Origin of the sequence: Pararhodobacter sp., assembly GCF_036802785.1 — a bacterium.
Classification (GTDB): Bacteria; Pseudomonadota; Alphaproteobacteria; order Rhodobacterales; family Rhodobacteraceae; genus Pararhodobacter.
Genome location: NZ_DAIRVN010000001.1, coordinates 44,558 through 57,446, shown reverse-complemented (window position 1 = coordinate 57,446; position 12,889 = coordinate 44,558). Strand labels below are relative to the sequence as shown.

The window sequence follows — 12,889 nt, the reverse complement described above, 5'->3', positions numbered from 1 at the left end:
TGCCCACCGACAAGGATGGCGCCAGAACCTACAAACGAGAGAACGATGAGCGCCACACAACAGCTTGCCCGCTTCGCCGCTGAAACCACCCCGGCAGACATTCCGCCCGAGGTCATGGCCCGCGCGCTGGCGCTCATCAGCGATCTGGTGGGCTCCGGCGTCCGCGCGGCGCAGGAGGCTGACTCGACCCCCTCGGTTCTGGCGATGCTGTCGCGGCTGGGAATGGAGGGGAGCGGGCCCTGCACCGTCTTCGGGCTCAACCGCCGTTATGGCCCCGCAGCGGCGGCGCTTCTGAACGGCACGCTGGGCCATTCGCTTGATTTCGACGACACGCATGCCGACAGTTCGCTGCACCCCAGCGCCCCGGTAGTGCCCGCAGCCCTTGCCGCCGCCGAGATTACCGGCGCATCCGGCGAGGAACTGCTGGCCGCCGTGGTGACCGGCTTCGAGGTCTGCTGCCGGTTGGGCATGGCGCTGGACCCGACAGCCCATTACGCCCGCGGCTTTCACCCCACGGCCACGGCGGGAAACTTTGGTGCGGCAGCGGCGGCAGGGCAGTTGCTGGGGCTGGACGCGGCGGGCATGGCGGCGGCGTTCGGGGTGGCGGCAAGTCAGGCCTCGGGCTCGTTGCAGTTTCTGGTCAATGGCGCGTGGAACAAACGCTATCAGGTGGGCGAAGCCGCGATGAAGGGGCTGATGGCCGCCACGCTGGCCGCCGAAGGCTTCCACGCCGCCGCGGATGCGCTGGAGGGAAAGCACGGGTTTCTGGCGGGCTACAGCGACGGGGCAGACCCCGAGCGCGCGGTATCGGGGCTGGGCACAGTGTGGGAAACCATGCGCATCGGCGTCAAACCCTACCCGGCCTGCCGCTACACCCACGCGGCGGTCGATGGCCTGCTGGCCCTGCGTGCGCAGCATGGCTGGAACGCCGATGAGGTAGGCTCGCTGCGCGTGGGCCTGCACCGCAACGGCATGACGCTGGTGGGTGAGCCGCTGTCCGAGAAGCGGCGCGCGCGTTCAATCGTGGAAGGCCAGTTTTCGATGCCTTTCGCCGCCGCCGTCGCCCTGATGACAGGCCGGTTTGGCTGGGACGATTACGCGCTTCTGGGTCAGGCCGGGGTCGATGCGCTTTGCGACCGTGTCGATGTGGCGCGCGATGAAAGCCTTGAGGGCCTGCGCCACCCGTTCGGCGCCACGCTGCAGATCACCGCGCGCGGCGAAACCCACCACCTGCGCATCGCCGATCCGTCAGGCGAGCCCGAGAGTTTTCCCTCGCCCGCCCAATCCGCACAGAAGTTCCGCACCCTTGCCGGCCCGGTGCTGAATGCCGGAGCCGAAACACTGCTTCAACGCCTGCACGGCCTTCCGCAGGCAAAATCGCTGCACGGCTGGTTCGCCTGACCCGCGCGCCGCAGGTCAGAACGCAGGATATCGCCGAGGCCTGTACCGAAATCGCGGCGGCCAATCTGATGCGCATCTATTCTGCTTGCGTTTTGGGCGCGGGGCGCAGCCGCGCCAACTCACGCCGGATCGTGTCCAGTGTGTCGGTGTTATCGCTCTGCACAGAGGTCAGCGCGGCCTCGATGCGCGCCCAGCCGGGGTGATCGCATGCGATCAGCCGATGTTCCAGATGCGCCACGGTCAGCGCATGGGCATAGACGGGCCGATAGGACGGATCGCGCAGGGCGCGGTCGCGCATGTCGTTCAGGCGGCGATGAAAACTGATACTGCTCATCTCCGCCAGATAGGGGGGCATCCCGCCCGATCAAGCAGGGCCGCGGGTGGAAATCAGGCTGTCAGCGCAATGTGATCCGATCCCACCCGCAACCGGCGCTTTCAGTGCGACCTTGGCGCGGCTTTGCCCGGGTGCGGCCTCCGCCGTGCGGGCCCGGTATCAGGTGCCGTCTCTTTCATGGCGAGGCGGATTTACTGTACTCAGGGGACCCACCCCGAAAAAGCGGCGGCTCAATCAGCGCCCCCTCCTTCACCGGTTCCTGTCGATCCACGCCGACATCAACCCCTTGTCGCGAAAGCATTCGTCCGGCACCACGCGGCGTTTGATCCGGGCGAGGCGCTCGGCAAAGGCCACCTGCTTGGACGACGGCAGATTGTGCAATGCGAACAGGGGTTTAAGCCTGGCCTGCTTTTCGATCCACGCACTCAGGATCAACCGGTCCTGCTGGACATCCCATGGCAGCAGGGTCTGGTTCCGCAGTGCAAGCGACTTGGCATAGGCGACCTGCCGGGCTGTTGCGGGCAGGGCAAAGGTTGTGTCTTCCATCCGGGAACTCCCTTGCTGGCTCGTGCTTCAATATAGAACATATGAAGAACAAATGCAAGCGCGGTATGAAAGACCGGGAACGTGTGGCATGGAAAGGACCACTGGTCGCGGCGAACAGTTTGCGGGTTACGTCCGCCCGCTTCCTGAACGATCAGGCAGTAGGCCAGCGCCGCACGAGCGCCAGACCATGCGCACCGGCAAAGACCCCGCGCGCCTGATCAAAGTCGTCGCCGCCAAGCTGGTGGACCAGCAGGCTGGACATGCCGCTTGAAACCAGCGTGGAAAGCGCCACAATCAGCATGAAGACCGGAAAGATCAACGTCACAGCGGCCAGCGCGTCCGGGCCGACAAAATGCACCAGAAAAAGCGCATCGGCCACAGACAGGAAGCCGCTCATGCTCATCACGAAAATGATCGGCAGGGCAGTTTTCAGATAGATGGTGCCAAGCGGCCCCTCGGCCGGGCCGCTCGGCGGGGCCGCTGCTTGCAGAGCGCCTTATGGCCCCTCCGCCACAGGCCGGTTGCCGGTTTCACGCGCCACGGCCCAACCGTTGAGCCATGCAAGCCCCGCCAATGACAAGCCAAGCCCCAGAAACGCGCCGACCCGCATAAGCCCGTCCAGTTCTGCCGCATCGACAAGGAAGGCCTTGGCGGCGGCAAGCGCGATGAAGGTCAGCCCGATCTTGCGCAGGTCCGGCCGGGCGCTTTGCAGGGCGCGCGCCAGCAACACCGCCCCGGCAACAAGCAGGGCAAAGGTATAGGCGTAAAGCTCGCCCTGCTCGAACCCGCGCACAATCCGCAGATCGGCGCCCTGCCACAGATGCCGGATCGCGCTGGCGGCCCAGACCGCGCCCAAGGCCCAGCCAGCCAGGCGCAACCAGCGCCAGCCCGCCAGCATTACCAGCAGCACTGCGGGCAGAAGATAGGCAAGCAGCAGATCGTTCAGCACCGGCCAGCCCGCAACGCGGCTGGCCAGAAACCACCCGCCGAATACCGGCGAAAACGGCGGCAGAACGGCGGCCGCAAGTGCCAGTGCCGCCGCCGCGCCCAAAAGCCACGCCAGCCCTCTGCGCAACCGGGGCAATACCGGCAGCGCCGCACGCCGCACCTGCACCCATGCAAGCGCGATCAGAACGCTTGCCTGAAGCCCAAGGCCCGCATGAACGCCAATCTCATCCGGCAGTATTCTGGCGATGAGCACCCCGGCAGCGATTGCTGCGGCACCCATGACGCCGGTCTCGACCACAAGGCGCGTGTAGCGGCGCGCGGGCGCATCGCTGAGCGACCGGATCAGCCAGAGGGCCAGCAGCGGCCCGGCCAGCGTGGCGCTCACCGAGGCGAGAACTTCGGGCAGCGAGGCTTCCTGAAGGTGCCAGTCCAGACCCGGGTCCAGCACCAGCCGCCAGGTCAGGGCCAGCATGGCCAGCACCTGAAACACCCCCAGCGCCGGAATATCAAAGCGCCGGTCCATCGCCGCCGCCGCGACCATCAGCACCGCAAGCGCCATCGTCAGCGCCGCCTGCCCCAGAATCAGCATCATCCCCAGCGCGAGAAGCGCAAAGGCCGCAGCGGCAGCGGCACCCAGACGGGGGCCCTGCCCGGCGTCGCGGGCGCCATAACGCAGGGCCAGCATGGTCGCCAGCGCGGCAAGGGCCATCGCATGCAGTGCCCATGGGTAATTGCCCAGCACCAAGGCCGGTTGCCAGATGGTTTCCAGCGCCACCATCGCCGCGCCGGGCAAAAGCAGCCCTGCCAGTGTCCATGGGGCATGGCGGCCCGGTTCTTCCTTCTCACCGCGCCAGAGCATCGCCAGCCCGGCGAGCGCGGCAAGGCCGAGAACGAAACTGGCCTGCAGGGGCATGGCCGATTCCGGCAACCGGAGCGCCATGAGCGCCCGGACGACCGGCCCTTGCGTCCAGCCTTGCCAGACAATCCACAGGGGCATGGCGAGAACCGGCAACAGCATCTGGTCCGCCAGCGCGGGCGCGCGCAGGCACCACAGAGCGATCAACCCCGCCAGCGCCGCCAGCGCAACAAGCCCGGCCATGCCGGGAACCAGCAACGCAATGCCCACCGCCGCCACAGCGGATGCCACGAAACTGGCGCGCACCCCCGCCACCGGGCGCGCCCGGCCAAGGGCGGGCGGCCCGTCAACCAGCGGCGCGATATAGCCAAAGGGCAGCGTCATCGTCGCGCCCGCCACGGCCAGCAGGGCCATTGCGAAAGCCATCGCATCCCCGCCTCCCAGCCGCCAGAGGACCATCGCCGCCAGTGGCCCGGCCAGCGCAAGCCATGTAACCCAGCCCCAGCGCCGCTGCGCATCAATCGCCAGTCCCGCAAAGGCCAGCAATGCGAAATAGCCGAACAGCGCCGCGGGCGGCGGGCCGCCGCCGCCAAGAACAAAGGGCATCGCGGGCCCCGCGATCAGCCCCAGCGCGGGCAGCATGGGGCCATGCAACCAGCCCAGAGCGATGGCCCCGAACGACAGCAACGCCAACGTGATCAGCGCCATCGCCGGAGAGATCATCGCATAGAGATGCAGCGCGGCCAGCACTGCGGCCATGACAATGACAATCCCGGCGCCGGTCAGCGTGGCGGGCAAAGCCACGCCCGCCAGTGGCTTGCGGCGCAGCCATTCCCCGCCTGCCATCAGCGCCGCACCCATCAGGATGGCAAACACCACCCGCGCGCGCGGCGTCAGAAGCCCGGCTTCCACCGCGTATTGCACCAGAAACACGCCGGACAGCACCAGTGCCACACCCGCCGTCGGATAGATCCAGTGATCGCGCAACCACGGACCCAGACGGGCCAGCGCACCGGGGCTTTGTCCGGCCCGGGGCCACCCTGTCGCAGGAGCCTCGCGCGGGGCGAAATTGTCTTGTTTGCGCGCCTCAGGCTCGGTTGCGGCAAGGGCCGCTCGCGGCAGTACGGCAGGATCAGGCACCTGCCCTGTTTCCGTGCCCGGCGGATGGGCCGGCGCTGGCCGCGTCTGGGCGATTTCTTCGCGCAGCGCCGCCAGCGCACGCTCCAACTGCGCCGCGCGTGCCCGCGCGCCGGATGCGACCCAAAGCGCTGCACCGGCTAGCAAAACCGCAAGAAGCTCCATGTCACTATCCGCCTGCTCAGTCACCGCCCGACAGGGGCGCTGCAGGCAGGCACCGTGGACCAGCTGTGGTCAGGCCGTCAAGCCACGCCTTGCACCACAGAATGAGGGATTCACTGGCAATCTGTCGCGCAGGCGCAGCCCGAGCGTGCCGGGTTCACAGCCTTGTTAACCCGCCAGACAGACGGAATCCCCGCCGTTGTGCGTTAATCTGTTGCGTTGGGTGCACTGCCTTGCGCGCGTTTTTTCGAGGAGGACACCATGAAGATATTCATTTCAACGCTTTGCGCTGCTATGCTGACCCTGTCCCCGGCCGCAGTCGGGACAGCGAGTGCCGCATCGGCGACACCGCTTGCGCTGATCGGTTCCGGTGCGAAGAGTTCCGCGCTCGACAATCTGGTAGAGGTTCAGCACCGGCACCGCTCGCAGCCGAACTGGCGCGGGAATGATCGTCGCGGGCAGGATCGCCGGGGGTATGACAACCGTGGCCGCTGGCCACAGCAACACCGCCCTCAGCGGCAGCGCCAGCAAAGCAGCGGCCCTGATCTGGGCTCGGCCATCGTCGGCGCAATCGTCGGCGGGGTTATTGTGAACCAGATGCAGCAGTCCGGCCAGCAGCAACAGCAGCACTACGGCCATTCCGGTTCGTACCTGAGCCGCAATCATGTGGACTGGTGCCACAATCGCTGGCGCTCTTACCGCGTCTCCGACAACAGCTACCAACCTTACAACGGCCCGCGCCGGGTCTGCATGTCACCCTACGGCCCGAACTGATATCACGCCGGCCAAAAGGCCCCGCTGAACATTGGGCTTGCATCCTTGCGCGATATAGCTGACTAAGGTCAGGTATATCGTGGAGTGTATCATGAAGGCCGATTCTGTCGCGCGCATCCGCCGCTTTCAGCGGGCTGTCACTACTGAAATCGGCCTGCTCGATGCCTCTTTCCTTGGCCGTGGCCGCCCGCTTGGCCCGGCGCGCGTTCTCAATGCCATCGGCAGCGGTCGGCGCGAAATCAGCGAGATCCGCGCCTATCTGTGCCTGGATTCCGGCCTGATGAGCCGGTTGCTGCGGGGGCTGGAGGCGGAAGGGTTGATCGAGGTCGAACCCGGCACTGAAGACAGCAGGCGCCGCCGCGTCAGCCTGACGGCGGCAGGTCAACAGGAATACACCGCCTATGAGGCCCTTTCAGACACCAAGGCGCGCGAGGTTCTGAGCAGGCACACCGCCCCGGACGCACTGCTGGCAGCGATGGATCTGGTGGCTTCGGCACTGGGAAAGGACCGCATCGCCTTTGAGGTGACCGATCCCCGCGATCCGCGTGCACAGACCTGCATGCGTGCCTATTACGCCGAACTTGCGGCCCGGTTTGACCGCGGATTTGATGTCTCTCTTTCAAGCGACCCTCAGGTGCAGGATATGCTACCGCCGCGCGGCGCGTTCCTGATTGCCGTATCTGATGGTCTGCCGGTCGGATGTGTGGGGTTGAAGGGCACCGACGAGGGCTATGCCGAGGTCAAGCGGCTATGGGTTTCGCCCGCCGCGCGCGGGCTGGGGCTGTCGCGGCGGCTGATGCGCCGGGTGGAAGACATCGCCGCTCAGGCCGGCGTGGCGCTGCTGCGCCTTGATACGAACAGCGCGCTGGGTGAGGCGGTTGCGCTGTATCGCAAAACCGGCTGGTGCGAGATAGGGCGCTTCAACGATGACCCTTATCCCGACCTGTTCTTTGAAAAGCAGCTGGATGTTCGCTCCTGACGCAACGCGCTCAAGCGCTCAGCGCGTGGCGCGCCGGAATGCGAGCCGGTCTTCCATCCGGAATTTGATCATCGCAAGCGGCATGAACCACGGCTTTCCCCGGTAGAGCGGGATCGCGGCGGGGGGCGCAAAATCGAAGGCCGAGGCGCCCTTCTGCTCATCCTGCATCAGCTTGTATGCCGCACGGCTGCCAATCCACGGCGCCCAGACCACGCCCGAGCCGCAAAAGCCGGTGGCATAGGTCAGGCCGTTCTTCTCGAAAATGCGGGGCAGCATGTCGCGGTGCATCGCAACGTTGCCGAACCAGCTGTGGGTCAGGCGCACATTCTCCAGCTCCGGAAACAGGTTGATCAGCCCGCGACGCAGATGCAGCGTGGGCTCAGGGGCGTCGCCCGAATTGGTGCCGTCACGCCCGCCCAGCAATATCCGCTTCCCGTCGGGCGAGGGGCGGTAATAGAAGCCAAGCTGGCGGTGCTCACCCATCATCATCAGCCTGGGCATCAGCCGCGCCATGACCCCGGGCGCAAGCTCTTCGGTGGCGATGATCCGGCTGCGCACCGGCACGATGCGACGGCGCAGCCAGGGGTCTGAGCCATCGGTGTACCCGTTCGAGCAGACCAGAACCTGACGCGCGCGCAGGGTGCCAGCCGCGGTGATGACACGGAAACCGCCCGCGTCCCGCTCAATCGAGCGGATGGCGGTGTCGGAATGGACGCTGACGCCGGCAGCAAGGGCCACGCGCAACAGCTCGGCATGAAATTTGGCAGGGTGCAGCCCGCCAATATCCATCCGCACCGTGCCGCCGCGATAGAAATCGGTGCCGATATAATTCTGCTGTTCGGCATAGGGCACGCCATAGGATTCAATTCCCAGCGTTTTCGCCAGCTTCTCGGCCGTGCGAGCCATGCTGTCATACTGCTCATAGCCGATAGCGCCATTGAACCGGCCGACCTGCTGGAAGTCACACGCCAGCCGCTCGGTCGCGATCATGTCATAGACAAACTCGCGCGCGATCTTGCCTTCAGCCTCGATCGCATCGGCCTTGGCTGCACCGAAGCGACGCGTCAGGGTGGCGTAATCAACCCGGATATTGCCGCTGGTGATGCCGCCGTTGCGCGTGGATGCCCCTTCGCCGGGGTTCATCGCATCAAAAGCCGCGACCGAGCGCCCGGCCCGCGCCAGTGTAAGCCCCGCCGCGAGCCCCGCATAACCGGCGCCCACGATGGCAACATCCACGGCTTTCGCCAGCGGCTGCCGGGGCAGCGGCTTTACCGGCGCCTCCTCCCACCAGAAGGGGGTGTTCTTGTCTGCGAGCTGGGACTGTTGCATGGCTCTGGCTTCTTGGTTGAGGGGTATAAGGATGGGTGGCGGCTACAAATGACGGTCGAACTGCACGGCACCGATAACCCATAGAACATCGGCGGGTTCGTCGCTGTCGTTGCGGATGCTGTGCGGCAGCGCGCTGTCAAAGGCAAAACTGTCGCCTTGCCGCAGCACCGCCTCCTTCTCATCAACGCGCAACACAACCTCGCCCTGCATCACCAGCCCGCCTTTTTCGGCAGGATAGCTTAGTGCGCGCCCACCCGACTGGCCGCCGGGCTCGAACCTGAGGATCATGATCTGCAGGTTGTGCCTCCCGCCTGAAGTAAGCAGCTCTTTCTTCAGCTGGCCCAGATTGATCTCGGGCCGGTTTTCAAGCCGCCGCACAAAGGCCGGGTCACCGCCACTGTCTGGGGCGCTGTCTGCCGCGCCTGTATCCGATTCGCCGAACATCTCCTGCATCGAGATGTTGAGCGCCCGGCGCAGCGCTGTAATGACCCGCATCGACGGGTTCGCCAGATCGCGTTCGACCTGGCTGATCATCCCCACGGAAACCCCGGAAGCCGCTGCAAGGTCTTGCAAAGACATCTTCTTTTCCTTGCGCAGTTTGCGCAGCGTGGCACCGACGCGAAGGTGTTCACCCGCCTCCGCCGCCTTGTCCGCTTGCTCGTTCATGGGCTCTCCGGTTCTGGGCGCGCCGCGCATGCGCTTCGCTGGTGTGCAGCACGCTACGATAGTGAATCAATCAAGGCAAATTTTCAATATAGACAATATAAAAATCATTCCAGTGAACGCATGAAAATTATGCTGAAGAGCCTAAACTGCTGCAATAGCTGAATAAACAGGCATTTTTCGCCAATCCATAGCCACACCATCCCTCATTTTGCTGTAACAACCCTTGCTCTGAATTTCACTATATGCTTACTTTTCAGCAGAAGCGCAGGATGTGACGAAGGGGAAACACGTGGGCTCAGTTCCGTCAGACATTGCCACAGGGTCCATGCCGAAGGCCGCGCTTTCGGTACGCAACCTGACGGTCAGCCTGCCCGGCGGCATGGAGCGCAAGCATGCCGTCGAGAACATCTCCTTTGATCTGCTGGAAGGCCAGATCCTGTGCATTATAGGTGAGTCCGGCTCGGGCAAATCGGTGACCGCCAATGCGGTGATGGGGCTGCTGCCCCGGGCGATCCGCGTCACGGGCGGGTCGATCCTGCTGGACGGCACCGATCTTGTGAGCACCCCGCAGGAAACATTGCGCGGCATGCGCGGGCGGGTGGTCTCGATGATCTTTCAGGACCCGCTTTCAGCGCTCAATCCGTTGATGACCGTGGGCGCGCAGGTGACCGAGGTCATGATGGCGCATGGCGTCGGCACGCCAGACAGCCGCCGAGACCGCGCGATTGAGCTGCTGACCGAGGTGGGCCTGCCGGACCCTGCGCTGATGTATCACCAGTATCCGTTCCGCCTGTCAGGGGGTCAGCGCCAGCGGGTGATGATTGCCATGGCACTGGCGCTGGAGCCCAAGATCCTGATCGCCGATGAACCGACGACCGCGCTGGATGTGACCACGCAGGCGCAGATCCTGCGGCTGATCCGCGATATTCAGCGCCGCAAGCAGATGAGCGTGATGTTCATCACCCATGATTTCGGCGTGGTGGCCGAGATCGCGGATAGTGTGGTGGTGATGGAAAAGGGCCATATGGTTGAACAGGGCAGCGCGGACGCCGTGCTGAACAGACCCACCCACCCCTATACCAAACGCCTGATCGCCGCCGTGCCGCAACTGACCGGCAAGGACCGCGACCTGACGCAGCCTGATGAAAGCGCGCCGATCCTTTCGGTTCAGGCGCTGATGAAAACCTATACCAGCGGATCGAAGCTGTTTGGGAAGCGGCGAGAGGTCAGGGCGGTGCAGGATGTCTCGTTCGAGCTGGCGCGCGGCCGGACGCTGGGTGTGGTGGGCGAGTCCGGCTCCGGCAAATCCACGCTCGGGCGGCTGCTGGTCAAGCTGATGGACAGCGACGCCGGGCAGATCCTGTTCGAGGGGAGCGATATTGCCGGGCTTGGCGAAAAGGCGTTCCGCAGCCTGCGCCCCAAGGTTCAGATGATCTTTCAGGACCCGTTCGCCTCGCTCAACCCGCGCTCGACCATCGGCCATATCCTGACGGTCGGCCCCGTGGCACATGGGATGAACCCGGCCAAGGCCCGCGAAGAAGCGCGGGCGCTGCTCAGGCAGGTGGGCCTCGATGAGCGCGCCTATGGCCGCTACCCGCACGAATTTTCCGGCGGCCAGCGCCAGCGTGTCGGCATTGCCCGCGCGCTGATGTTCAAACCCCGGCTTCTGGTCGCCGATGAGGCGGTTTCGGCGCTGGATGTGTCCATTCAGGCGCAGATCCTGAAGCTGCTGGATGAGATTCAGCGCGACACCGGCGTCTCAATGATCTTCATCACCCATGATCTGCGCGTTGCCTCGCAGATATGCGACGAGATCGCGGTGATGCAATACGGGCGGATCGTGGAAAGCGGCCCGCCCTCGCAGATTTTCCTCAATCCGCAGTCAGCCTACACGCGCGAACTGGTCGCGGCCATACCCGGCGCGCGCGCAGATGCCCGGAGCGTGGAACCAACGCACTGAAAAGACAAGACATTCAAGAAGTCTACACAGGGGATACACCAATGACCAAGAACACAAGACTGATGCCCGGCATGACGCGCCGCAATGCGCTGAAGATGATGGCGGCGGCCGGGGCCGCTGGCATGATGGCGCCCAACCTTCTGGGCAAGCCCGCCCATGCCCAGACGCCGCCCGCCGCCCCCACGGGCCGCGTGATTGTCGGCCTGTCGCAGGAGCCCACGATCCTCAACCCGCTGATGCCCAAGATCGAAGTTGACGATGGTGTGCATTTCTCGCTCTTTGATGCGCTGTTCCGCGTGACACCCACGGGCGAGATTGTGCCGAACCTTGCCGCCGAAGTGCCTTCGCAGGCGAACGGGGGCATCTCCGAAGACGGGCTGGAATGGCGCATCAACCTGCGCGATGATGTGACCTGGCATGATGGCGAGCCGTTCACCGCCGAGGACGTGAAGTTCACGCTTGAGCTGATCGTGAACCCCGACTTCCGCAGCTGGCGGACGGCGGGCCACACCCTTGTGCGCGACATCACAGTCGTTTCTCCCACCGAGATCACCTGGCGGATGGAGGAGCCCTTTGCCCCTTATCTGTCCTTCCTGTGCGAAACGCTGATCGTGCCGAAACACGCTTTCGATGAGGTGGCAGACCCGAACACGGCGCCGTTCAACAACAACCCCATCGGCACAGGGCCGTTCCGGTTCGGCGAGCGGGTGGCGGGTGACCTTATCATGCTTGAGGTCAACGCCGGGTATTTCGGCGAAGGCCCGTATATCGAGCAGCTCGTGTTCAAATACATCCCGGATCTGACGGTGATGTATACCCAGTTCCGCAGCGGCGATATCGACCTTGTGGGGCGGCAATTCATCACGCCGGACAACTATGCCGAGGCCAGCGCCCTGCCCGGCCGCACGGTAACGCTGGTTTCCGCGCCCTCGGTTGAGACAATCTATCTCAATCAGGAGCGCCCGCAGTTCAAGGAACTGGCGGTGCGTGAGGCGCTCTATGCGGCGATCGACAAGGAATCGATCATCGACGCGCTTTACTATGGTCTGCCCAGTGCCACCGAAACCTACATGCCGCAGGCCTCGTATTACTATCACGACGACCTTCCTGCACATGAGTTCAACCTTGAGCACGCGCGCCAGCTTCTCGATGACGCAGGCTGGGCGCCCGGCCCCGATGGTATCCGCGCGAAAGACGGTGTGCGGCTGGCCTTCACCAACTCGACCACCACAGGCAACCACCTGCGCGAACAGACCCAGCAGTTCCTGCAACAGACCTTCGCGGAAATCGGGGTAGAGATGACCATCTCGAACCTGCCCGCCGCCGTGATCTGGGGTGAGTTCTGGCAGATGTCGCAGTTCGACTCGGTGATCGTCGGTATCAACTTCCTGATCGCTGCCGACCCGGATGTGACCAACCGTTTCCATTCCAACGCCATCATCGCACAGGGTGGGCGCGGCTCGAACAACGCGCAATACGTCAACACCGACGTGGATGCGCTGCTGGAAGAAGGCAGCCGGACCTTTGACCCCGAAGCGCGCCGCGAGATCTATCTGCAGGTGCAGGAACATGTCCGCCATGACCTGCCCTTCCTGCCGATGTTCGCGGATGCGAACGTGCATGGCCGCAAGGATGGCATCGAAGGGGTGGAGCCGAACGGGAACACCCGCACGGAAAGCTGGCATGCCGCCGGCTGGTACTGGACCTGACCGCACAGCCGCCGCCCCGCACCCCGGGGCGGCGGCGCCCTGACTGCGCCGCCAACTGACATTTCTTCCCATCGGGGGCATCACTCAT

11 protein-coding genes are annotated in these 12,889 nt (G+C 64.7%); 5 read left to right on the top strand and 6 right to left on the bottom strand.

From position 1 onward, the window contains the following. Window positions 1-45: 45 nt before the first annotated feature. Window positions 46-1,401 carry an MmgE/PrpD family protein gene (locus V7Q53_RS00245; RefSeq protein WP_333826345.1) on the top strand — a complete coding sequence of 452 codons (1,356 nt, stop codon included), beginning with the start codon at window positions 46-48 and terminating at the stop codon, window positions 1,399-1,401. A 76-nt stretch (window positions 1,402-1,477) separates the two neighbouring features. Here the strand turns inward: V7Q53_RS00245 and V7Q53_RS00240 are convergent, their stop codons facing one another. From V7Q53_RS00240 to V7Q53_RS00225, 4 genes are all read right to left on the bottom strand, one after another. Beyond that, window positions 1,478-1,735, bottom strand: coding sequence for a hypothetical protein (locus V7Q53_RS00240; RefSeq protein WP_333826344.1), 258 nt, complete (start codon window positions 1,733-1,735; stop codon window positions 1,478-1,480). Between the two features lie 249 nt (window positions 1,736-1,984). Then, window positions 1,985-2,281, bottom strand: a complete 297-nt coding sequence (locus V7Q53_RS00235; RefSeq protein ID WP_333826343.1) for a hypothetical protein — start codon at window positions 2,279-2,281, stop codon at window positions 1,985-1,987. A gap of 151 nt (window positions 2,282-2,432) precedes the next feature. Then, window positions 2,433-2,687, bottom strand: a complete 255-nt coding sequence (locus V7Q53_RS00230) for an MATE family efflux transporter (protein ID WP_333826342.1) — start codon at window positions 2,685-2,687, stop codon at window positions 2,433-2,435. A gap of 90 nt (window positions 2,688-2,777) precedes the next feature. Then, window positions 2,778-5,387, bottom strand: coding sequence for a DUF2339 domain-containing protein (locus V7Q53_RS00225; protein WP_333826341.1), 2,610 nt, complete (start codon window positions 5,385-5,387; stop codon window positions 2,778-2,780). Between the two features lie 258 nt (window positions 5,388-5,645). On the opposite strand from V7Q53_RS00225, the gene V7Q53_RS00220 reads away from it, so the two are divergent. Further along, on the top strand, window positions 5,646-6,158 hold the full coding sequence (locus V7Q53_RS00220; RefSeq protein WP_333826340.1) for a BA14K family protein: 513 nt from the start codon (window positions 5,646-5,648) through the stop codon (window positions 6,156-6,158). 91 nt (window positions 6,159-6,249) lie between these two features. Beyond that, a complete protein-coding gene (locus tag V7Q53_RS00215; RefSeq protein ID WP_333826339.1) occupies window positions 6,250-7,137 on the top strand; it encodes a bifunctional helix-turn-helix transcriptional regulator/GNAT family N-acetyltransferase in 888 nt (295 codons plus the stop codon). 18 nt (window positions 7,138-7,155) lie between these two features. Here V7Q53_RS00215 and V7Q53_RS00210 read toward each other — a convergent pair whose 3' ends face one another. Both V7Q53_RS00210 and V7Q53_RS00205 read right to left on the bottom strand, forming a co-directional pair. Continuing rightward, the gene (locus tag V7Q53_RS00210) at window positions 7,156-8,466 is read right to left on the bottom strand and encodes an NAD(P)/FAD-dependent oxidoreductase (RefSeq protein WP_333826338.1); all 1,311 of its coding nucleotides are present in this window, start codon (window positions 8,464-8,466) and stop codon (window positions 7,156-7,158) included. A gap of 42 nt (window positions 8,467-8,508) precedes the next feature. Beyond that, window positions 8,509-9,132, bottom strand: coding sequence for a cupin domain-containing protein (locus V7Q53_RS00205; RefSeq protein WP_333826337.1), 624 nt, complete (start codon window positions 9,130-9,132; stop codon window positions 8,509-8,511). Window positions 9,133-9,457: 325 nt separating this feature from the next. Between V7Q53_RS00205 and V7Q53_RS00200 the strand changes: the two genes are divergently transcribed. After that, complete coding sequence (locus tag V7Q53_RS00200) at window positions 9,458-11,092, top strand: ABC transporter ATP-binding protein (protein ID WP_333826336.1); 1,635 nt, start codon at window positions 9,458-9,460, stop codon at window positions 11,090-11,092. Window positions 11,093-11,133: 41 nt separating this feature from the next. Then, window positions 11,134-12,801, top strand: coding sequence for a peptide ABC transporter substrate-binding protein (locus V7Q53_RS00195; protein ID WP_333826335.1), 1,668 nt, complete (start codon window positions 11,134-11,136; stop codon window positions 12,799-12,801). Window positions 12,802-12,889 lie beyond the last annotated feature (88 nt).